Annotated in this window: 26 protein-coding genes; 15 read left to right on the top strand and 11 right to left on the bottom strand. The window is 36.2% G+C overall.

Annotation, left to right across the window (positions count from 1 at the left end; all coding sequences use genetic code 11):
* Positions 1 to 11 precede the first annotated feature (11 nt).
* Positions 12 to 926 carry a BclA C-terminal domain-containing protein gene (locus ILT06_RS10330; RefSeq protein WP_222655036.1) on the bottom strand — a complete coding sequence of 305 codons (915 nt, stop codon included), beginning with the start codon at positions 924 to 926 and terminating at the stop codon, positions 12 to 14.
* A 165-nt stretch (positions 927 to 1,091) separates the two neighbouring features.
* On the opposite strand from ILT06_RS10330, the gene ILT06_RS10325 reads away from it, so the two are divergent.
* The 10 genes from ILT06_RS10325 to ILT06_RS10280 all read left to right on the top strand — a co-directional run bounded on the left by ILT06_RS10325 (position 1,092) and on the right by ILT06_RS10280 (position 9,125).
* A complete protein-coding gene (locus ILT06_RS10325) occupies positions 1,092 to 2,192 on the top strand; it encodes a glycosyltransferase (protein WP_000932898.1) in 1,101 nt (366 codons plus the stop codon).
* Positions 2,193 to 2,344: 152 nt separating this feature from the next.
* Positions 2,345 to 3,034: a class I SAM-dependent methyltransferase gene (locus ILT06_RS10320; protein ID WP_001087871.1), complete on the top strand. Its 690-nt coding sequence runs from the start codon at positions 2,345 to 2,347 to the stop codon at positions 3,032 to 3,034.
* A complete protein-coding gene (locus ILT06_RS10315; protein WP_064476799.1) occupies positions 3,031 to 3,717 on the top strand; it encodes a glycosyltransferase family protein in 687 nt (228 codons plus the stop codon). Before ILT06_RS10320 ends, ILT06_RS10315 begins: the two co-directional genes overlap by 4 nt.
* Before the next feature lie 12 nt (positions 3,718 to 3,729).
* Positions 3,730 to 4,410 carry a glycosyltransferase family protein gene (locus tag ILT06_RS10310; protein ID WP_000651513.1) on the top strand — a complete coding sequence of 227 codons (681 nt, stop codon included), beginning with the start codon at positions 3,730 to 3,732 and terminating at the stop codon, positions 4,408 to 4,410.
* Between the two features lie 14 nt (positions 4,411 to 4,424).
* Entirely contained in the window at positions 4,425 to 5,162 is a 738-nt protein-coding gene (locus tag ILT06_RS10305; protein WP_000676179.1) for a sugar phosphate nucleotidyltransferase, read from the top strand.
* Positions 5,163 to 5,170: 8 nt separating this feature from the next.
* Complete coding sequence (gene rfbC, locus ILT06_RS10300) at positions 5,171 to 5,716, top strand: dTDP-4-dehydrorhamnose 3,5-epimerase (protein ID WP_088048331.1); 546 nt, start codon at positions 5,171 to 5,173, stop codon at positions 5,714 to 5,716.
* Positions 5,717 to 5,732: 16 nt separating this feature from the next.
* A complete protein-coding gene (gene rfbB / locus ILT06_RS10295; protein ID WP_064476797.1) occupies positions 5,733 to 6,704 on the top strand; it encodes a dTDP-glucose 4,6-dehydratase in 972 nt (323 codons plus the stop codon).
* Positions 6,705 to 6,715: 11 nt separating this feature from the next.
* On the top strand, positions 6,716 to 7,570 hold the full coding sequence (rfbD, locus tag ILT06_RS10290) for a dTDP-4-dehydrorhamnose reductase (protein ID WP_000664550.1): 855 nt from the start codon (positions 6,716 to 6,718) through the stop codon (positions 7,568 to 7,570).
* A 109-nt stretch (positions 7,571 to 7,679) separates the two neighbouring features.
* Entirely contained in the window at positions 7,680 to 8,450 is a 771-nt protein-coding gene (gene fabI / locus ILT06_RS10285; protein ID WP_000421885.1) for an enoyl-ACP reductase FabI, read from the top strand.
* A 141-nt stretch (positions 8,451 to 8,591) separates the two neighbouring features.
* Complete coding sequence (locus ILT06_RS10280) at positions 8,592 to 9,125, top strand: spore coat CotO family protein (protein WP_064476796.1); 534 nt, start codon at positions 8,592 to 8,594, stop codon at positions 9,123 to 9,125.
* Between the two features lie 60 nt (positions 9,126 to 9,185).
* Here ILT06_RS10280 and exsY read toward each other — a convergent pair whose 3' ends face one another.
* The gene (gene exsY, locus ILT06_RS10275) at positions 9,186 to 9,644 is read right to left on the bottom strand and encodes an exosporium assembly protein ExsY (protein ID WP_001277728.1); all 459 of its coding nucleotides are present in this window, start codon (positions 9,642 to 9,644) and stop codon (positions 9,186 to 9,188) included.
* Positions 9,645 to 9,769: 125 nt separating this feature from the next.
* Between exsY and ILT06_RS10270 the strand changes: the two genes are divergently transcribed.
* Entirely contained in the window at positions 9,770 to 10,129 is a 360-nt protein-coding gene (locus ILT06_RS10270) for a DUF1360 domain-containing protein (RefSeq protein WP_000899661.1), read from the top strand.
* Positions 10,130 to 10,230: 101 nt separating this feature from the next.
* Positions 10,231 to 10,416 carry a hypothetical protein gene (locus ILT06_RS10265; protein WP_033657682.1) on the top strand — a complete coding sequence of 62 codons (186 nt, stop codon included), beginning with the start codon at positions 10,231 to 10,233 and terminating at the stop codon, positions 10,414 to 10,416.
* Positions 10,417 to 10,493: 77 nt separating this feature from the next.
* On the opposite strand, the gene exsF is transcribed toward ILT06_RS10265, so the two are convergent.
* The 6 genes from exsF to ILT06_RS10235 all read right to left on the bottom strand — a co-directional run bounded on the left by exsF (position 10,494) and on the right by ILT06_RS10235 (position 15,711).
* Entirely contained in the window at positions 10,494 to 10,997 is a 504-nt protein-coding gene (gene exsF, locus ILT06_RS10260) for an exosporium protein ExsF (RefSeq protein WP_000492933.1), read from the bottom strand.
* A gap of 167 nt (positions 10,998 to 11,164) precedes the next feature.
* Complete coding sequence (gene cotY / locus ILT06_RS10255; RefSeq protein WP_064476795.1) at positions 11,165 to 11,635, bottom strand: spore coat protein CotY; 471 nt, start codon at positions 11,633 to 11,635, stop codon at positions 11,165 to 11,167.
* 143 nt (positions 11,636 to 11,778) lie between these two features.
* Complete coding sequence (locus ILT06_RS10250) at positions 11,779 to 13,845, bottom strand: ATP-dependent helicase (RefSeq protein ID WP_064476794.1); 2,067 nt, start codon at positions 13,843 to 13,845, stop codon at positions 11,779 to 11,781.
* Between the two features lie 99 nt (positions 13,846 to 13,944).
* The gene (locus ILT06_RS10245; RefSeq protein WP_046957039.1) at positions 13,945 to 14,367 is read right to left on the bottom strand and encodes a GNAT family N-acetyltransferase; all 423 of its coding nucleotides are present in this window, start codon (positions 14,365 to 14,367) and stop codon (positions 13,945 to 13,947) included.
* A 1-nt stretch (position 14,368) separates the two neighbouring features.
* Positions 14,369 to 14,887: a YjcG family protein gene (locus ILT06_RS10240; protein ID WP_000765870.1), complete on the bottom strand. Its 519-nt coding sequence runs from the start codon at positions 14,885 to 14,887 to the stop codon at positions 14,369 to 14,371.
* A 92-nt stretch (positions 14,888 to 14,979) separates the two neighbouring features.
* Entirely contained in the window at positions 14,980 to 15,711 is a 732-nt protein-coding gene (locus tag ILT06_RS10235) for an alpha/beta hydrolase (protein ID WP_064476793.1), read from the bottom strand.
* Between the two features lie 203 nt (positions 15,712 to 15,914).
* Here ILT06_RS10235 and ILT06_RS10230 point away from each other — a divergent pair, with 203 nt between their 5' ends.
* Positions 15,915 to 16,826 carry a DMT family transporter gene (locus tag ILT06_RS10230; RefSeq protein WP_064476792.1) on the top strand — a complete coding sequence of 304 codons (912 nt, stop codon included), beginning with the start codon at positions 15,915 to 15,917 and terminating at the stop codon, positions 16,824 to 16,826.
* Positions 16,827 to 16,895: 69 nt separating this feature from the next.
* Positions 16,896 to 17,471, top strand: a complete 576-nt coding sequence (locus ILT06_RS10225; RefSeq protein WP_064476791.1) for a Crp/Fnr family transcriptional regulator — start codon at positions 16,896 to 16,898, stop codon at positions 17,469 to 17,471.
* Here the strand turns inward: ILT06_RS10225 and ILT06_RS10220 are convergent.
* Positions 17,461 to 18,132, bottom strand: a complete 672-nt coding sequence (locus tag ILT06_RS10220) for a DUF4386 domain-containing protein (RefSeq protein ID WP_222655035.1) — start codon at positions 18,130 to 18,132, stop codon at positions 17,461 to 17,463. The two genes, ILT06_RS10225 and ILT06_RS10220, sit on opposite strands and share 11 nt — an antisense overlap.
* Before the next feature lie 87 nt (positions 18,133 to 18,219).
* Here ILT06_RS10220 and ILT06_RS10215 point away from each other — a divergent pair, with 87 nt between their 5' ends.
* Positions 18,220 to 18,615, top strand: a complete 396-nt coding sequence (locus tag ILT06_RS10215; protein ID WP_088048333.1) for a PH domain-containing protein — start codon at positions 18,220 to 18,222, stop codon at positions 18,613 to 18,615.
* A 24-nt stretch (positions 18,616 to 18,639) separates the two neighbouring features.
* Here ILT06_RS10215 and ILT06_RS10210 read toward each other — a convergent pair whose 3' ends face one another.
* A complete protein-coding gene (locus ILT06_RS10210) occupies positions 18,640 to 19,038 on the bottom strand; it encodes an Ig-like domain-containing protein (RefSeq protein WP_088048334.1) in 399 nt (132 codons plus the stop codon).
* Positions 19,039 to 19,195: 157 nt separating this feature from the next.
* Positions 19,196 to 20,674 (bottom strand): sodium/proline symporter PutP, encoded by a 1,479-nt coding sequence (gene putP, locus ILT06_RS10205; RefSeq protein ID WP_048561494.1) that lies wholly within the window; start codon positions 20,672 to 20,674, stop codon positions 19,196 to 19,198.
* Between the last annotated feature and the right edge of the window lie 103 nt (positions 20,675 to 20,777).

Genomic DNA, 20,777 nt, shown 5'->3' with positions numbered 1-20,777 from the left:
TAAGTACAAAATTAAGCGATTTTTTCAATAATAATTGATGCACTTGTACCAAGAGCTAGTGATAATCCAATTCCTGTAACAATTGCTTCAACGAGTGATGGTGTTGTAGTAATTTGTGTAATGGCTTGGATAACGATAGGAGCTCCAAGTGAAATTAAGCTTGTGCCCGCACCTGGTACATTAACTCCATTAACTTGAATTCCAAGACTTCCTAATAAACTTACTGCCGCTGTATAAGCAATAACAGTAATTTTATAGAAACCAGTTTCACTAATTACGAAAGTATCGGCATCCATTTGAGAAATTGCTGTACCAAACTGAGATCCAACGGTATTAAATGGTACTGGATCATTAATTCCAAGAGCTAAAGAAACTGTAGCTGAGTTAAAGGCATACAATCCTGCTGGAAGTCCTAAGCCAGAAGGCCCAGTCGGCCCAGTCGGCCCAGTTGGCCCAGTTGGCCCAGTTGGTCCAGTCGGTCCGGTAGCGCCAGTCGGTCCAGTAGCACCAGTTGGCCCAGTTGGCCCAGTTGGCCCAGTTGGCCCAGTCGGCCCAGTCGGTCCAGTCGGCCCAGTCGGCCCAGTAGCACCAGTTAGCCCAGTCGGTCCAGTCGGTCCAGTCGGTCCAGTCGGTCCAGTTAGCCCAGTCGGTCCAGTTAGCCCAGTCGGTCCAGTCGGTCCAGTCGGTCCAGTCGGCCCAGTCGGCCCAGTCGGTCCAGTCGGCCCAGTTGGTCCAGTCGGTCCAGAAGGTCCAGTTGGTACAGTTGGCCCAGTCGGCCCAGTTGGTCCAGTCGGTCCAGTCGGCCCGGTAGGAAGGGTAAACGGTGGTATTGGTGGTAATGTTGGTCCTACAAGATTAGGGTCAAATGCACTAGCTGATAAAGATTCATCGGGATTTAATCCATCTGAATAATTATTATTTGACATAAATTCACCTCCATAAAGCGTTCATTATATAGTAGATGCAAAACCGGAAGAAAATGACACGGACATTTGAATTATTGAAAAGAAATCTTAAACTGCTTGTGCAAGTTAAAAAAGTGGAAAGTTTATTGTATGTATAACATATGATTGATTTGGAAGAGGGTGATTATGTTGAACAAGCAAGGAATTACAATTAGTCTATGTATGATTGTTCGAGATGAGGAAGATACAATCGGTCGATGTTTAGATGCAGTAGAAAAAATCGTTGATGAAATTATTATAGTTGATACAGGTTCCATTGATCGAACGAAAGAAATTGTAGCTCAATATACCTCTAACATATATGACTTTCCATGGATTAATGATTTTGCGGCAGCTAGAAATTTTTCTTTTTCAAAAGCAACGCAAGAATATATATTATGGCTAGATGCTGATGATGTGTTATTAGAAGATGCTCAAGAGGCATTGAAGCTATTAAAAAAAGAATTAGATTCTAATGTGGATGCTGTTTCGATGCCTTATCATCTTGTAATGGATTCTAATGGGAAACCTTTATATTGTACAAAAAGATATCGGCTTGTAAAGCGTGAAAAAGAATTTCAATGGTTTGGAAAGGTGCATGAGTATTTAGCTATTTTTGGTGAGATTTTTAATAGTAATGTTGCGGTTACGCATAAAAAAGAAAAGAAAGTAACGAACCGCAATTTGAAAATTTTTCAGGATGCTGTAGCAGCTGGAGAAGAATTGAGTCCGAGAGATTTGTTTTATTACGCGAATGAATCTATGGATAATCAAAAATATGATGATGCAGTTTTACTTTATAAAACATTTCTTAATCAAGATGAAGGTTGGTATGAAGAGAAAATTTATGCATGTGGTAAATTAGGAGATTGCTATGCAAAGCTTGGAATGTGGGAGAAGGCAGTTGAATCTTGTGTAAAGTCATTTCGGTATGATGTCCCTAGAGGAGAGAATTGTACAAGAATAGGATATATATATATGGATCAACAAAAATACAATGAAGCAATTTTTTGGTTTAAACTTGCAACAGAAGTGACAATGGCAACAGAGAGTCCTTTTCACAGTCCAGCTAGCTACACATGGATTCCCTATTTACAAATGTGTATTTGTTATAGCAAGTTAGGCGAGCAAGATAAAGCTTATTATTACAATGAATTAGCAGCTTCTTATGTTCCAAATAATGCTGCAATTGAATATAACCGTAAATATTTTCGGAGTGTTTTTGATAAACAATATAAATCGTTATAGGTTGCGTTTTTCTAGAAATGATGTAGCACGATTCTAACTCTAATAGATTGGCTATATAGTAAAGTATCGGCAATGTAACCAGTACTGGTTACATCTATAGACTTTAGATGAGATTTATATTTCAAATTCAATTTGCATAAGGAGTGTGTAAAATGAATTCCCCAAAAAATTCTTTATACGAAGAAAAGTCCGGGCATTATTATAATGCAGTGAATCCGAATTTATTAAAGCATATAAAAAAGGAATGGAAAGAAGTTCTTGATATCGGTTGCTCGAGTGGTGCATTGGGAGCTGCCATAAAAGAAAATGGCACACGTGTATCAGGAATTGAGGCATTCCAAGAGGCGGCAGAACAAGCAAAAGAAAAACTAGATCATGTTGTTTTAGGTGATATAGAAACAATGGATATGCCGTATGAGGAGGAGCAATTTGATTGCGTTATATTTGGTGACGTACTAGAGCATTTATTTGATCCGTGGGCTGTAATAGAAAAAGTAAAACCATATATAAAGCAAAATGGTGTAATTTTGGCTAGTATCCCGAACGTTTCTCACATTTCAGTATTAGCGCCCCTACTCGCTGGAAATTGGACGTATACAGAATATGGTTTATTAGATAAAACACATATTCGTTTCTTTACATTTAATGAAATGCTACGAATGTTTTTAAAAGCAGGCTATTCAATTAGTAAAGTAGATCGTGTATATGTTGATCATAAAATGTATGAACCGCTTATTGAGGAATTATATGGAATTTGTAAAAAATATCGTCTTGGAAGTGGCTTCATGGCTGAGACGGTTGTATTTCAATATATTATTGAAGCAGAAAAATCACAATTATGAGTGCGGCAGATAAAACAATATTATTTGTTACGTGTATAAATGATCGGAAAATGTATGCACAATGTGCGCGACATATATTACAATTGCCAGTTCCTCCAGGATATACGATACAATTTATGCCGATTCGAAACGCAGAAAGTATGACGAGTGGATATAATAAAGCAATTTCGCATCCAGCAAAATATAAAGTGTATATACATCAAGATGTTTTCATTGTAAATGTAGGATTTTTATATGGATTACTTCAATTGTTTCAGGAACATGAACATCTTGGAATGATTGGTATGGTTGGAGCCCAATATGTTCCTCCAAATGGAATATGGAATGTAGGCAGAGGAGTTGTTGGAAAAGTCATTGGTTATATGAATGATTTATTTTATATGGCGAGTCAAGAAAAGCCGTATCATGACTCAAAAACATTTATGCCAGTTGAATGTATTGACGGATTATTAATGGCAACGCAATACGATATTCCGTGGCGGGAAGACTTGTTTGATGGATTTGACTATTATGATGTGTCTCAATCATTTGAATTTAGAAAAGCAGGCTATACAGTTGGGGTTCCTGTACAGCGTGATGCGTGGTGCATTCATTATCATATTGATGTGAATATGACAAACTATGAAAAGTATAGAAAAATATTTGTGGAGCACTATATGTCAGATGTAAATCAAGACGAATAGAGGGGCTACAAAATGAAAGATCATACAATATTAGTCGTTGTTTGTATAAATAATGAAGAGCTATTTGAACAATGTGAGAGACAAATAAGAAACCTTTTTGTTCCCCCTGGTTATGTCGTACAAATTTTTCCGATACGAGATGCGAAAAGTATGGCAAGTGCATATAACCGAGCACTTTCATATCCCGCGAAGTATAAGGTTTATATACATCAAGATACTTATCTTATTAATCGTGAGATGTTTTATACACTCATTTCACTTTTTAAAGATAACGAAAAACTTGGTTTAATTGGCGTAGCTGGTGCTCAGTTTTTACCGAGTAACGGGATATGGTGGGAAGGGAAAAATTTGGTCGGGAAAGTGATTGAGTACAGAAGACAGAATTATCAATTATTAAATTTAGATCAGCTGTTTTATGGGAATCAATCATTTATGTCAGTTCAAGCAATTGATGGATTATTAATGGCCACACAATATGATATTCCGTGGCGAGAAGACTTGTTTCAAGGATTCCACTTTTATGATGTGTCGCAGTCTTTAGAATTTCAAAAGGCGGGTTATTTAATTGGTATCCCTAATCAAGCAAATTTATGGTGTATTCACTACAACGGGGATGAGTTTGATGCGGATACATATGAGAAGGATCGGAAAGTGTTTGTAGAACATTACAAAGATATACTATCTCCATCATAAGGGAGAGATGCAGGATGAAAGGAATTATTTTAGCAGGTGGAACTGGATCGAGATTATATCCTATAACGAAAGTAACGAATAAACACTTGCTTCCTGTTGGACGTTATCCAATGATATATCATGCGGTATATAAGCTAAAACAATGCGAAATTACAGATATTATGATTATTACAGGTAAAGAACATATGGGAGATGTTGTTAGTTTTTTAGGGAGCGGTCAAGAGTTTGGTGTGTCTTTTACGTATCGTGTGCAAGATAAGGCTGGCGGAATTGCACAAGCATTAGGGCTCTGTGAGAGTTTCGTCGGGAACGATCGTATGGTAGTTATATTAGGCGATAATATCTTTTCTGATGATATTCGTCCGTATGTTGAAGAGTTTGCAAGTCAAAAAGAGGGTGCGAAAGTACTGCTACAATCTGTAGATGATCCGGAGAGATTTGGTGTAGCAAATATTCAAAACCGAAAAATAATTGAAATTGAAGAAAAACCGAAAGAGCCGAAAAGTTCCTATGCAGTTACAGGGATTTATTTGTATGATTCGAAAGTTTTTTCTTATATAAAAGAATTAAAACCTTCCGCAAGGGGAGAACTTGAAATTACAGATATTAATAATTGGTATTTAAAACGAGGGGTACTTACTTATAATGAAATGAGCGGTTGGTGGACAGATGCGGGAACTCATGTTTCTCTTCAAAAGGCGAATACGTTAGCGAGGGATATAAACTTTGGGAAACAGTTTAACGGAGAATAGGTGAGAATATGAAAGTTGTAGAAACAAACTTTACCGACGCAAAATTGTTAGAACCGAGGTTATTTGGAGATGAGCGTGGCTTTTTTACAGAAAGTTATAATAAGAAGGTGCTAGAAACATTAGGGATTACTTATTCATTTGTACAGGATAACGTATCTTATTCAGCTAGGTCGGGAACGATTCGGGGATTACACTTTCAAAAAAATCCGAAAGCACAAACGAAACTTATTCAAGTTATGCAAGGAGCAATCTATGACGTTATCGTCGATTTACGAAAAGATTCCCCAACGTTTCAACAGTGGAGAGGATATATTTTAAGTGCAGATAATTACCGGCAATTATTAGTGCCAAAAGGATTTGCACATGGTTTTTGTACACTTGTTCCGCATACGATTGTTATGTATAAAGTAGATGAATATTATAGCGCCGAGCATGACTCAGGGTTACTTTGGAGCGATAAAGAATTAGCAATTCCATGGCCGGTAACAAGTCCTATTTTGTCTGATAAAGATCGAATATTACCGTTACTTCAGGAATGTGAAGATAGCTTTTGAGTAGGAGAGTTGTTATATGAATATATTAGTAACAGGTGGGGCCGGATTTATTGGAAGTAATTTTGTTCATTACATGTTACAAAGATATGAAACATATAAAATTATTAATTTCGATGCATTAACATATAGCGGGAATTTAAATAACGTGAAGCCTCTTCAAGGGCATCCGAATTACTCTTTTGTAAAAGGGGAAATTCAAAATGGAGAGCTGCTAGAGCATGTCATAAAAGAGCGAGACGTCCATGTGATTGTAAATTTCGCAGCTGAATCACATGTGGACCGTAGTATTGAAAATCCGATCCCTTTTTATGATACAAATGTAATTGGGACAGTCACATTATTAGAATTAGTAAAAAAATATCCACATATCAAACTCGTGCAAGTATCAACAGATGAGGTGTACGGCTCTTTAGGGAAAACAGGGCGATTTACCGAGGAAACCCCATTAGCTCCAAATAGTCCATACTCTTCAAGCAAGGCGAGCGCCGACATGATAGCTTTATCTTATTATAAAACATATCAATTACCAGTTATAGTAACGCGTTGCTCCAATAACTATGGGCCGTATCAATATCCTGAAAAATTAATTCCATTAATGGTTACGAATGCGCTGGAAGGAAAAAAACTACCGTTATATGGCGATGGATTAAATGTAAGAGATTGGTTACATGTAACGGATCATTGTAGTGCGATTGACGTTGTTCTGCATAAGGGACGTATAGGAGAAGTATATAATATAGGTGGAAATAATGAAAAAACGAATTTAGATGTTGTGGAACAAATTATCTCTCTCTTAGGAAAAACGAAAGAAGATATTGCGTATGTTACAGACCGTTTAGGGCATGATCGTCGTTATGCGATTGATGCACAAAAGATGAAGAATGAGCTTGGGTGGGAACCGCAGTATACGTTTGAACAGGGGCTAAAAGAAACTGTGGAATGGTATGAACATCATATAGAATGGTGGACACCACTAAAAGAAAAGTAAGGGGCATAGAAATGAAAGAACGGCTTATCATAACGGGAGCAAACGGTCAATTAGGAAAGCAACTACAAGAAGAGTTAAATCCTGAAGAATATGACATATATCCATTTGATAAAAAGTTACTAGATATAACAAATATATCCCAAATGCAGCAAGTGGTACAAGAAGTAAGGCCACACATAATTATTCATTGTGCAGCGTATACGAAGGTTGATCATGCTGAGAAAGAACAAGATCTTGCTTATGTAATAAATGCAATAGGAGCTCGAAATGTAGCGGTTGCTTCACAATTAGTAGGGGCAAAGTTAGTTTATATTAGTACTGATTATGTATTTCAGGGCGACAGACCGGAAGGGTATGATGAATTTCAGAATCCGTCGCCAATAAATATATACGGAGCTTCTAAGTATGCAGGAGAGCAGTTCGTCAAAGAGTTACATAATAAATATTTTATCGTTCGCACATCGTGGTTATATGGTAAGCATGGAAATAATTTTGTGAAAACGATGATGCGATTAGGGAAAGACAGGACAGAAGTGTCTGTTGTAGCGGATCAAATCGGCTCTCCTACTTATGTGGCGGATTTAAATGTGATGATTAATAAGCTCATTCATACTTCTTTATATGGTACGTATCATGTATCAAATAGAGGCTCATGTTCTTGGTTTGAATTTGCAAAAAAAATATTTGCGTATGCAAATATGAAAGTGAATGTATTACCAGTTTCAACTGAAGAATTTGGAGCAGCGGCAGCGAGACCAAAATATTCTGTTTTTCAACATAACATGCTACGATTAAATGGTTTTTCACAAATGCCTTCTTGGGAAGAAGGATTAGAGCGGTTTTTTATAGAAACAAAAAGTCATTAACAAAATTTAAGTTAATGACTTTTTTGTTTGCCTTTAAGAGGTTTTATGGTACTATAATTATAGTATCAGGTACTAATAACAAGTATAAGCAATTCTGGGAGGATATATCATGGAACTATTACAAGGGAAAACATTTGTTGTTATGGGCGTTGCGAACCAAAGAAGTATTGCGTGGGGAATTGCTCGCTCTTTGCATAATGCAGGTGCAAAATTAATATTCACATATGCAGGAGAACGTTTAGAAAGAAACGTTCGTGAATTAGCGGACACATTAGAAGGACAAGAATCACTTGTATTACCTTGTGATGTAACAAATGATGAAGAACTTACAGCTTGCTTTGAAACAATTAAGCAAGAGGTTGGTACAATTCACGGTGTTGCACACTGTATTGCTTTTGCAAATCGTGATGATTTAAAAGGTGAATTTGTAGATACTTCTCGCGATGGATTTTTACTTGCACAAAATATTAGTGCATTCTCTTTAACAGCTGTAGCAAGAGAAGCGAAGAAAGTAATGACAGAAGGCGGAAATATTTTAACGTTAACATACCTTGGCGGCGAGCGCGTTGTGAAAAATTATAACGTAATGGGTGTTGCGAAAGCTTCATTAGAAGCGAGCGTGAAATATTTAGCTAACGATTTAGGTCAACACGGCATTCGCGTTAACGCTATTTCTGCAGGACCAATTCGTACGTTGTCTGCAAAAGGTGTAGGCGACTTTAACTCAATCTTAAGAGAAATTGAGGAGCGCGCACCACTTCGTCGTACAACAACTCCAGAAGAAGTTGGCGATACAGCAGTATTCTTATTCAGTGATTTAGCACGCGGCGTAACAGGAGAAAACATTCACGTTGATTCAGGGTATCATATCCTAGGATAAATATAATTTTCATTTTTAAAGGACAATCTCTAAATGTTGAGATTGTCCTTTTTATTTGTTCTTAGAAAGAATGATTTTTAACGAAAGTTCTTACCACGTTATGAATATAACTATAATAGTACACGATTTATTCAGCTACGTATGGAAGTGGGAGGGACGAGTGTGAAGAATAAAAATAAAAGTTCAACAGTTGGAAAACCGTTGTTATATATTGCGCAAGTAAATTTGGAACTTGCTGCACCGAAAATAAAAAGGATTATCTTAACAAACTTTGAAAATGAGGATCGAAAAGAGCGCAGTAATAGAAACGAAAATGCTGTAAGTAGTGCTGTGGAAGAAGTAATAGAACAACAACAAGAAGAGCAACAAGAAGAACAAGTAGAAGAAAAAATAGAAGAAGAGGAACAAGTACAAGAACAGCAAGAGCCAGTGAGAACTGTTCCGTATAATAAATCATTTAAGGATATGAATAATGATGAGAAAATTCATTTCTTATTAAACCGTCCTCATTACATTCCGAAAGTAAGGTGCAGAATAAAAACGGCTACAGTTTCTTATATTGGATCAATCATATCGTATCGTAATGGCATTGTATCCATTATGCCGCAAAATAGTATGAGAGATATTAAGTTGTCTATAGATGATATCCAATCGATTAGTATGGCCGGCTTTTAAATATGTAAAGGTGGTAGAAATCTTCTACCACCCCAATAGTTTTTTAGTTTACTTCACTTATTAGATAGAAACGTCGCGTAAGCACTGAATCGCACAGAAGCAGCTTAAATCAACAGTAAGACAAGTGTTAGTCGATACTAATCTTGCATTTGGTACAGCTAAAAACGTACAAATTGGATCATTATCAGGTGGTACAGGAGAAGTATCACCTAATACTACAGTTAATACACGTAATACAGCACAGCTATCATCATCTACACTTTCCACACGGAAAATTGGAGATCGGCAGCTTGAAAGGCTTGCAGTTGGTGCAAATGCTTCAAAAGGTTCTCCAGTTTTTGTGTATAAAATAAAAGGGCGTGTATTTGCTACTGAAGCACTATTGTGTGCTCCTAAAAATGGGATTTCACAACCAGATCCACACGTTGTTGTAGAACAATCTTGTAATTCATTGATGAATTTTACAACGTCAACTACACAATGAGAAGAGCCATGGTGTTTATTTTCGTTACAACTCATTAATGTCACTCCTTATCTTCTTGTTTGTATTTACATTAATAAGATATTGGAGTCGAGGAGATTTGGTCACAATCTCAAGAGCTTTTTTTTTAAATAGGCGAAAGAAGATAAGGGAAGGTGGAATCATGCTGTTTACAAGTTGGCTTTTATTTTTCATTTTCGCGTTAGCTGCTTTTAGGCTCACCCGTTTAATTGTTTATGATAAAATTACAGCTTTTTTGCGAAGACCGTTTATTGATGAATTAGAGATTACAGAGCCGGATGGAAGTGTATCAACTTTTACAAAAGTAAAAGGTAAAGGATTAAGAAAGTGGATTGGAGAATTATTAAGCTGTTATTGGTGTACAGGTGTATGGGTTAGTGCTTTTTTATTAGTTTTATATAATTGGATTCCTATCGTTGCAGAGCCGTTACTTGCATTATTAGCTATTGCAGGAGCAGCAGCAATCATTGAAACGATTACAGGATACTTTATAGGAGAATAATATATTTTCATAATACGAGAAAAAGCGGAGTTTAAAAGAATGAGGGAACGGAAATAAAGAGTTGTTCATATAGTAAATAGACAGAATTGACAGTAGAGGAGATGTTTGCTGTGAGTAATAGTCCAAGGCAAAATTCATATGACCTGCAGCAATGGTATCATATACAGCAACAACACCAAGCACAACAACAGGCATACCAAGAACAATTACAACAACAAGGATTTGTGAAGAAAAAGGGATGTAATTGCGGGAAAAAGAAGAACACAATAAAACATTATGAAGAATGAAACACTCATATTACTGTGAGTGTTTTTTATTATAAATATAAAAAGCGGTATTTCTAAGGAAGAAATACCGCTTTTTACTAGCTAATTTGTGCAACTGTTAATGCTGCCGCACGGATGTCTACGGTTCCAATTAACTCAACTGGTACAATTTGAATTAAATCGCCAGGGTTTAAGTTAATCAGAATAACACCACTGGATACGTCTACTTCACCAGTACCAATAACGTTAGAACGAACTGCTGTACCTGATCCAGGAATAATGTTAGCTGGCGTACCTAATGATAAGAAGAAACGACCAGCTTCTGGTGCAACAGGTGCGTTATCAAGACTAATTGTTAATGTATAACTGATTTGATAAATACCAGCTCGTAGAATTCGAATGCCATCTCCGACACTTACTGTATCATTTATTACAGGAACAGTAATATTTGGGTTTGGACTTACGCTAGGTAATAGTAATGGTGTGAATAATGAAGCGAACTGAGGGGCAGAAGCGTTGAAAGCAAAACCGAAGGCAGGTAGTGTACTAGCTGGTTTCGCCTCACAATCGATTTTAGTAAATTCGCAATCAGAAGAGAACATGTTTTTCACTCCTTTATCTGTTTCTACTTTCAGTTAATGAAAAGGACAGGTTCTATGTTCTAGACAAGTTCCCAATTTTATAAAAAATACATAATAATACCTTTTAAGCATGGATTGGGTGGCAGAAAATTCTGCCACCCAATCCATGCTTAACTCATTATTTAGTTTTAAATCGTAACATCACGTAAGCATTGAATAGCGCAGAAGCAACTTAAATCAACAGTAAGACAAGTGTTGGTCGATATTAATCTTGCATTTGGTACAGCTAAAAACGTACAAATTGGATCATTATCAGGTGGTACAGGAGAAGTATCACCTAATACTACAGTTAATACACGCAATACAGCGCAATCATCATCGTCTATACTCTCGACACGGAAAATTGGAGATCGGCAGCTAGAAAGGCTTGCAGTTGGTGCAAATGCTTCAAAAGGTGCTCCAGCTTTAGTGTATAAAATAAAAGGACGTGTATTCGCTACTGATGCACTATTATGTGCTCCTAAAAATGGAACTTCGCAACCAGATCCACAGGTTGTGGTTGCACATTCTTGTAATTCATGTATAAAACGAACGACATTTGATACACAGTTGAAATCACAATCGTGATGATGATGGTCTTCGTTACAATTGCAGCTCATTATGTTCACTCCTTATCGTGAGTTCTGACATACACTATTACAATATGAATGGGATATGGTTGATATTACGTTAATTCTTATGATAAGAACATGGAATTTATATAGGAGGGATGTACATAATGCAATATGAAAAAAAGACATCCTTATTTAGTGGATGTCTTTTCAGGTAAATCTTTTCGCGTAGTATATAAAAAACGAGAGATATCTAATTTTTTCCCTCTAAAAAATTGAGGAGAGGAAATGTAAAGTTCTTCTTTCGCACGTGTAATTGCGACATAAAGTAGTCGGCGTTCTTCCTCTAAAGCTTCAGAAGTCTCTGTAACACGATCATTCGCATCTTTTAAAGAAGAAGTATGGGGGAGAATACCATCGCTCGCTCCAAGTAAAAAAACGCATGGAAATTCAAGGCCTTTTGCGTTATGAATAGACATAAGCGAGACAGCATTTTTTTCCGGCATTGTTTTTAATGCTTCCATTTCTTTTTGACCTTGAATTGCTTCATCAATAAATTGTAAGTATGCTGGAATATCGGTGAAACGAGTTGCTGACTCCATTAATTCTTCTAACATTTCTTCTTGTATATCTTTATGCATCGTGAAGGAAGAACGATCGTTACTTTTTAAGTACTCTAAATACTTTCCTTTACCATGAATAATTTCTTTTAATGCCTTTTTCGGTTCTAATTCTTTTATAAATTTAATAAAATCGATACGCTCATTTACCTTTTTCACTTGAAAAGGTTTTAAGCTCGGATTTAATAATAAGAAATGAAGAAGAGAAGGGAACCGCCCCTCACCATATTTCCATTGTTCACGTTCAATAAATGAAATACAATCATCACGCCCGATATACATCGTTGGCAATATATTTGAAAGTGATTCTAGTCGAAACGGTTCAATCACCAGTCTTAAATGATCTAATACAGGCTTAATTAAAGAATGTTCATAAAATGATTGACTCGCCCCGTGCTTAATAAACGGGATTTTGTGAATTGTAAGCTGATCGAGTAACGAACGGCTTACAGAATGTGTGCGATACAGTAAACAAAAATCTTTATAGTTGCGTTCGCCGCTATCTACTTTTTCTTGAATGAGCTGCAAAATTTGATTTGCTTCATCAAGAGTCGTAGCAGGTCTTGCGTAAAAAGGTTGTACACCTTCTTCGCGCACAGAATATAGCTCTTTATCAAAACGCTCCTGATTTAGTTTGATAACTTCATTTCCAAGTCCGACGATAAAAGGATTGGATCGATAATTCGTATTAAGTGCGATAATCGTAGTGTTATCAAATTCTTTTGGAAAAGATAAAATAATTTGGTGACTTGCTCCTCGCCAGCCATATATCGCCTGATCGTCATCACCTGCGATAAATAAATTATTTCTTGGCGTGGCTAACAATTTTACAATTTCATATTGTGCATACGATGTATCTTGGAACTCATCTACTTCAATATAGTGGAAACGTTGTTGTAATTGGGTAAGCAAAGGAGTGTTATTTTCTAACATATAATATGTTTCTAATAAGATGTCATCGAAATCAATATAATTATATCGTTGTTTCACTTCTTCAAAACGTTCGTATACTTCTTTAAATTCTTGTTCAACGGGTGTTTTTGCTTTTACATCTTTCGGACGATTCAATTTGTTTTTCTCAAGTGAAATCATAGCGAGCATCGTTTCAGCATCATAATCGTCTTTTAAGCGTAACTCTTTTAAGATTTTCTTTATCATAATTTGTTTATGTTTTTCGTTTGCTAAAATTTGCTGATTATATCCTTGACTACGAAGCAATTTTAAAAAGACGGAGTGGAACGTACCAGCAACAACGTAGCTACTTGCAGCACGATTCATACCAGGTAAATTTGCTACACGGTTTCGGATTTCTTCAGCTGCTTTTTGTGTAAATGTAAGCAGTAAAATATTGCGTGGATGAACTTGTTTTACATTTACTAAATAACCTACGCGGGTTGTTAAAACAGAGGTTTTCCCGCTTCCGGCACCAGCTAATGTAAGGACAGGACCTTCTGTCGTTCGCACGGCCTCTAATTGTTTCTCATTTAAAAATACATTTTGTTGCTCGAGAGCGCGGAAATACGCTGCATCAGCATCTTCTTCCATAATTAAATGGGTAGATGTTTTTGGAATATGGTATGTTGCACGCGGAATATCAGCGTGCGTTAATGATTTTTGTGAAAATTTTTCTTGTGTCATATATTCACCTTCAAAACTATAGCATCAACATTTAACTTTAGCGGAAGAAAAAGAAAATAGCAATGTAAAAAACAGGAGGGGATACCTCCTGTTTTCAAATTACAATTCTTTTATCATAACGATGTGAGGAATATTTGCTTCCATGAATACATCAGAATGCGTTACATATCCAAGTTTCTTATAGAAATCTTCAGCATGTGTTTGGGCATGCAGCTTTAATTTTGGTAGCGAGTTTTCATTCGCATATGCTTCAAGTGCATCCATAACAATTTTTCCAATGCCTTTTTTACGATGGGAAGCTAGTACGCAAATACGTTCCATTTTTCCTATTCCATCCAGTATGCGAAAACGACCAGCACCAACTGGAACATCATTATCATATATAACAACGTGTGTTGAAGTTTCTTCAAACTCATCATACTCTTCGTCAGCAGAAACTTGTTGCTCATTCACAAATACTTGCTTACGTACAGAGAATGCATCTCTTAGTTGTTCGTCCGTTTGTACGATCTGTGCGTGCAAATTAGTTGTTCCCCTTTCCAAGGTGGAATGTTTCGTATACAGTCCACGTTCCGTTTTCTAATTGATATAGAAGATGGAAGCGATCAATTGGTTGTTCATAATAGAAATCTTTCATACGTAATCGACCTAATACATCAGCATGCTCTGCATCTGATAAGCCTTGTCCGATTGTTAAATGAGGTACGAAAGCGTACTCGCGTTCTTGTATAAAGAATTCGCTATGCATTTCCTCATTTAAGAAAGTAAGTTCAGGTGTTTTTTCTACTTTAAAATAAAGAACATTATTAACAGGTGCGAATGAACCAACTTTTCCGACATGAAGGGTGAAAGGGTTCGTTTTACTTGCGATTGTATGTAACTCTTTTACAATCGATTCTAATTGTTCATCTTGCGTCTCAAAGGGTGTTTTCAATGTAATATGTGGCGGAACTAATGCGTAGTGCGGATCATAACGTTTACGCAATCCGTTCGCTTTATCTTGAATCATTTTAGATGGAAAAATTACAATGCCTAATTTCATGTTCCAATTCCTCCCTTTGTAAGTCTAGTTAGATTTTGAGAAAATAAATCTCTTAATCTATTATATCAAATTATTCTGAATACTGCTCTCTATTATTTCATTGATAGAATATGAGAGAAAGCTTTCGGTAAATCAGTTTGCCAATATTTCCACGTGTGGTTACCTTCAAACTCCTCGTAATGCGTGATGAAATTTCTATCTGTCAGAAGCGTATTGAGCTCACGGTTCGGTTGTACGAAATCAGAAACTTGTCCATCAGTGCGTTTTACGGCTGTTTCTTCTGTCCCAATGACGTGATAAAGGTCTAGCGCCTCCGGATTTTTGAAGTCTTTTGCTAAGCTCATCACTGTTTCATCCACAAATGGTGATTGCATAATGACTTTACCGAATGTATGCGGATACATAAGTGCAGTCATGAAGGAAACTGTCCCGCCAAGAGAATCACCAATTAACACACGACCTTTTCCCATTTGGTAAGTTGGATAATTTTCATCGATATATGGTGCAAGTTCATGAGCAAGGAAACGAATATACGCAGCGTTTTTCACTTCGTTTGGAAAATATTTTTCTTTACGATCGTGTACATTTTTATATGGAATACCGACAATAATTGTACGGTCAATTTCTTCAGTTTCACGAAGGCGCTCAATTACACGGTGCGCTTTACCAAGCTGAAAATAATCTCTACCATCTTGTGCAATTACAACTGTATGTTTGTGCAGTGGTGTGTAATTTACCGGTAAGTAAACAAGAAGTGTAACATCTTCTTGAAGTGATGCGCTATAAAATGAAATTTCTTCAATTCTCCCTATTGTTTGATTCATGTAGATCCCCCTAAATAAAAATTTACTGTAATGATTGTAAGAGCGACGCTTGTAGTGAAAAAGAAAGAAATATTCACTAATAGGTGCTTTCGTTTCTATTTTACCATAATGGTACGAAGAATCTAAAAAATTAGTATTTAAGTTGTGAAAGAAAACGGATATAATGAAGTGGGATTTTTGACAGGTGAGAGGGGAGACGGAATTTGAAACAAGAAAGATCAATCGCACTACCATTAGCAATTTCCATTATAGCCATTTCATTCGCAGCAGTTTTTGTAAAGATGTCCTCAGCACCATCTTCCATATTAAGTATGTATCGATTATGGATTATCGTACTTATTATGCTGCCTATCGTTTGGAAAAAACGGGAAGAGTTTAGTAAGATTCAAATAAAAGATTGGGGATTTTTAATTGGATCTGGTTTCTTTTTAGCGCTGCATTTTCTTTTATGGTTTGAATCTTTAAAGCATACGACAGTTGCTAGTTCGACGATTATTTTAGCGCTTCAACCAATTGTATCTTTAGTTGGAGGTTTTTTCTTATTTAAAGAAAGAACAACATACTCAGCCATTGCAACAATGGGAATTGCAATACTAGGCGTCATGTGTATTGGGTGGGGAGATTTAGGGCTAAGTGAACAAGCAATTTATGGAGATATATTATCCTTTTTAAGTGTCATAGCGGTTGTCGGTTATTTATTTATCGGGCAAACAACAGTAAAGAAAGTATCACACTGGATTTATAGCTTTACAGTTTTTGCATTCGCAGGTATTTTTATGGGGATTTATAATATAGTATTGCAAGTGCCTTTTACAGGTTATACGAAGTGGGACTGGACCGTTTTTCTTTTACTTGCAGTTGTGCCGACAGTGTCACATGTCATTAATAATTGGTTATTAAACTACGTAAATGCAACAACAATTTCAATGAGTATTTTAGGAGAACCCGTTGGAGCATCTATACTAGCGTTCTTCTTACTCGGTGAAAGACTAAATGTAATGCAAATTATCGGTAGCATGCTCGTATTGTTTGGTGTATCTGTTTTCTTACTACAGCAACAAAAACGAACAGCAAAAAATGTAGTAAACGAGCCGGCGTATACACAGGAAATATAATGTTAGAGAAGAAAAGAGAAGTTGTGATACTTCTCTTTTTGTTTTACAGAAATATAGGGGAGGAAGGGAATGGAAGAAATATTAAAGAAGTATATGCAAAACCTTACAACACTAAGTGAAGAAGAGCAACACATGATTCTCAGTGAATTAAAAATTGGAGAATATAAAAAAGGAACAGTGCTCCTAAGGCAAGGAGATGTCCCTTCGAAATGTTATTTTGTATTAAAGGGATGCATTAGGCAACATCGTATAGATGAAACAGGGAAAGAGGTTACATCAAATTTTTATACAGAAGAACAAGCAATCACAAATTTTAATCATCATAAACAAGATAAATCATCCCCGCATACGTTAACGTGCCTAGAAGACTGTCTAGTTGTAATTGGCGACCTGCATAGTGAAAAGGACGTGTATAAGAAATATTCACAATTAGAAGAAATGACACGCCAAATGATTGAATACAATTTCGGTGAGATACAAGAAGAACTTTCATTATTTATTGCATCGACACCAGAAGAGCGCTACAAATCATTATTACAAAAACGACCTCATTTAATCAATCGTGTTCCTCAATATCAATTGGCAAGTTATCTAGGTATTACGCCAGAATCATTAAGTAGAATTAAGAAAAGACTCAAACAGTAGCGTTTTTTCCACCTCTAATCAATAGCCATATACTAAATCCGAGTTCACCTGCAATCATTGGCAGTTGGAACAGTGTTTGTATGATTGAAAACATCGTATCGTATTGTGAAAACATCGTATTCATGACGTGAATTACGATATAACCGATAGACGCGAAGAATAGTAGTATACTAATACATTTCGGTATATGTTTAGCTAGAAAAGCTACATAACCTAAAAAGAAAAGATGTAAGCCGAAAATGATTAATCCTACAGACCAAATGTATTCGAATACACTGAGAGACAACATCACATATGTTTCTGGATTCGCAATCGTACTTTTTGAAAGTAGCAATGCCAATATTAGATTGAATATGGCGATTCCAAGTATCGCTGTATACATAAGACGAAGCAAGGCAGCTAGTAATGAGAGGCTAGTATGAATTGGTTTTAGAAAGAAATAAAGAGCCCACGCGGCGACAATATCAGTAATGAAAATGATAATCCAACCGAAGATTTCCGCTTTGAAAAGTGAATTTGAAGTTTGGATATTATGGAATGTCGTGCTCGCATCTTCTTGTACAACGAGATTTCCATGAACAAAACCGTAAGAAAAAAATGCAATGAATGCCATAACAAGAAGAGAAAAGCCAGCAAATAAAGCATACTTTCGTTCAGTCATAATACGTCCTCCTATTCTAATGTTGTTTTCATTGTAATAGGGAAGAGGAGGAGATTCATTGACTTAAATCAAGAGAGGGGAAGTTTAATGGAATTTCCATCAAAAAAAGATATATGGTTATATCCGATTTTTTTCGTTGTCATTGGAGCGTGTTTTGCTCCTCTATTTGCAGGAAAAGAGTATTTTCTTTTATTTTTTACAATTCCGTTAGCAATATTATTTATGTGGAGTTGGTTTTCGACAAAATACATCGTCGGAGAAGAAACAATTACAATTAGATCAGGTCTCGTTAAAAAACGCATATTTATACGAGATATAAAACAAATTTCAAATACGAAAAATCCAATAGCTGCTCATGCATTGTCATTGGAACGACTTGAAATTGTTTACGGTGCACATAAAACAGAAGTTATTTCTCCTAAAGATAAAGACCAATTCATCAATCTTGTTACAAGTAAAAATTCAAACATTGAAATGAAGTAAAAGAGTGGCTAGGAAGCCACTCTTTTACTTTGGATTTGTCATATAAGGTTGTACATGAATCATACATAGGTCACGGAACTTTCCTTCAGTAGTTGTGACAATTACTACTGCTCTTCCTGCACTTTTTCCAGTAATCGTTACCGTATCACCTTTTGGATACATTGTGATAACATCAGCATTCATATTTGTCCAAATAAGTTCTTTATTCGTCGCTTGCATTGGTAAAACGGAAGCTGATAGCTCAGTGCTTTGTCCAGTTCTTACCTTTAACTTATTTTTTTCCATATGAACACCGATGACTGAAATAACAGAAGGAGCAATTGAAATTTTAGGTGGATTAGGTTGTATGTTCAAACAAGAGGTAGAAGTATTTGTGATAGGTGAAAATTTTCGTGTGTGTTGTCGCTGAAAAGCTGCTAACATGTTGAAGTCCCCTTTCTGTATAAGTGCTGATATTCATACTATAAAGGAGTAGTGTTATGTTAAATTTAACGAAACATAAAGAATTTGTTAAATTTGAGAAGAAGATTGTCGAACTGTAAAAAAGCTCTGCTGTTATCATAACAGCAGAGCTTTCTTTTTATAGATTATGACTATGTTGTTTTTCGAAATCCTCAAATTGCTCTTCAACTTCTTTTGAAGGTTGTGTTAGTAAACTAACAATTACGATTACTAGTAAACTAATAGTGAAACCAGGAATCATTTCATATAAGAATTCTTTTAAGAATTTGAATTGAGTCCAAATAATTACTGTAGCGGCACCAGAAATCATACCAGCAAGTGCGCCCCACTTCGTCATACGTTTCCAATATAAGCTTAATAAAATAGCAGGTCCGAATGAAGAACCAAATCCAGCCCAAGCGTATCCAACAAGAGCTAAAATCGTATCATCTTGTTTAAGTGCTAATGCACATCCAATTAAAGCGATAACAAGAACAGCCATACGACCGACAAATACAAGTTCTTTATCAGAAGCAGAACGTTTAAAGAATGTACGATATAAATCTTCTGTTATAGCACTCGAAGTAACGAGTAACTGAGATGAAATTGTACTCATAACCGCTGCTAAAATAGCTGCTAATAAAAATCCAGTAATAAGTGGATGGAATAAAATAGTGCCAAGTTCAACGAAAATCGTTTCTGGATCAGAAAGTTTTAAACCTGCTTTTGAATAGTATGCAATACCGATAAGGCCAGTAAACATAGCTCCGACAACAGAAAAAATCATCCAGCTCATACCAATACGTCGTGCGCTTTTAATTTCTTTTACAGAAGAAATTGCCATAAAGCGTACGATAATATGTGGTTGTCCAACATAACCAAGGCCCCATGCGAATAATGAAATAATTCCCAATACAGAAGTACCTTTAAAAATATCTAATAATGCCGGATCGATAGATTTAATTGTTTCAAATGCTGGACCAAGTCCATTTACGTGCATAATTGTTACGACTGGAACAAGAATAAGAGCGACTACCATAATGATTCCTTGCACGAAGTCTGTCCAACTTACAGCTAAAAAACCACCAAATAATGTGTAAGCTACGACAACTCCACCAACGATAAGAAGACCAACATGGTAATTGAGTCCAAATGAATTTTCAAATAATACAGCGCCAGAGACAAATCCTGAAGCTACATAAAACGTGAAAAATATCATAATAACAAGTCCAGATACTAGGCGTAGCATATGGGATTTGTCGTGGAAACGGTGTTCCAAAAATTCTGGGATAGTAATAGAGTTGTTTGCAATTTCAGAGTAGGTACGTAAGCGAGGAGCGACATAGATCCAGTTTGCGTATGCGCCTAATGTTAGGCCGATCGCAATCCAACTACTACTTAATCCAACGCTAAACATTGCACCGGGTAATCCCATTAAAAGCCAACCACTCATATCAGCTGCTCCAGCACTTAATGCTGTTACTGCGGGGCCTAGTGTACGCCCGCCAAGCATATAATCTGTTAAGTTGGATGTTCGTTTGTAGGCGAAATAGCCAATTACTAACATCCCGAGCATGTAAATAGAGATAGAAGTTAAAGTTAACATCTGCGTACTCATGTAGTTCCCCTTCCTTTTGTCATGTCTTTTGATGCGTTATGCATATTTATAATCTATCATGATTATTCTGAAAAATCCATACAGAAATATGAATTTTCAGAAA

Origin of the sequence: Bacillus sp. 17RED48, assembly GCF_019837545.1 — a bacterium.
Classification (GTDB): domain Bacteria; phylum Bacillota; class Bacilli; order Bacillales; family Bacillaceae_G; genus Bacillus_A; species Bacillus_A wiedmannii.
Note: the sequence above shows the minus strand (reverse complement) of the source record. Positions and strands in the feature narration are given on the sequence as shown.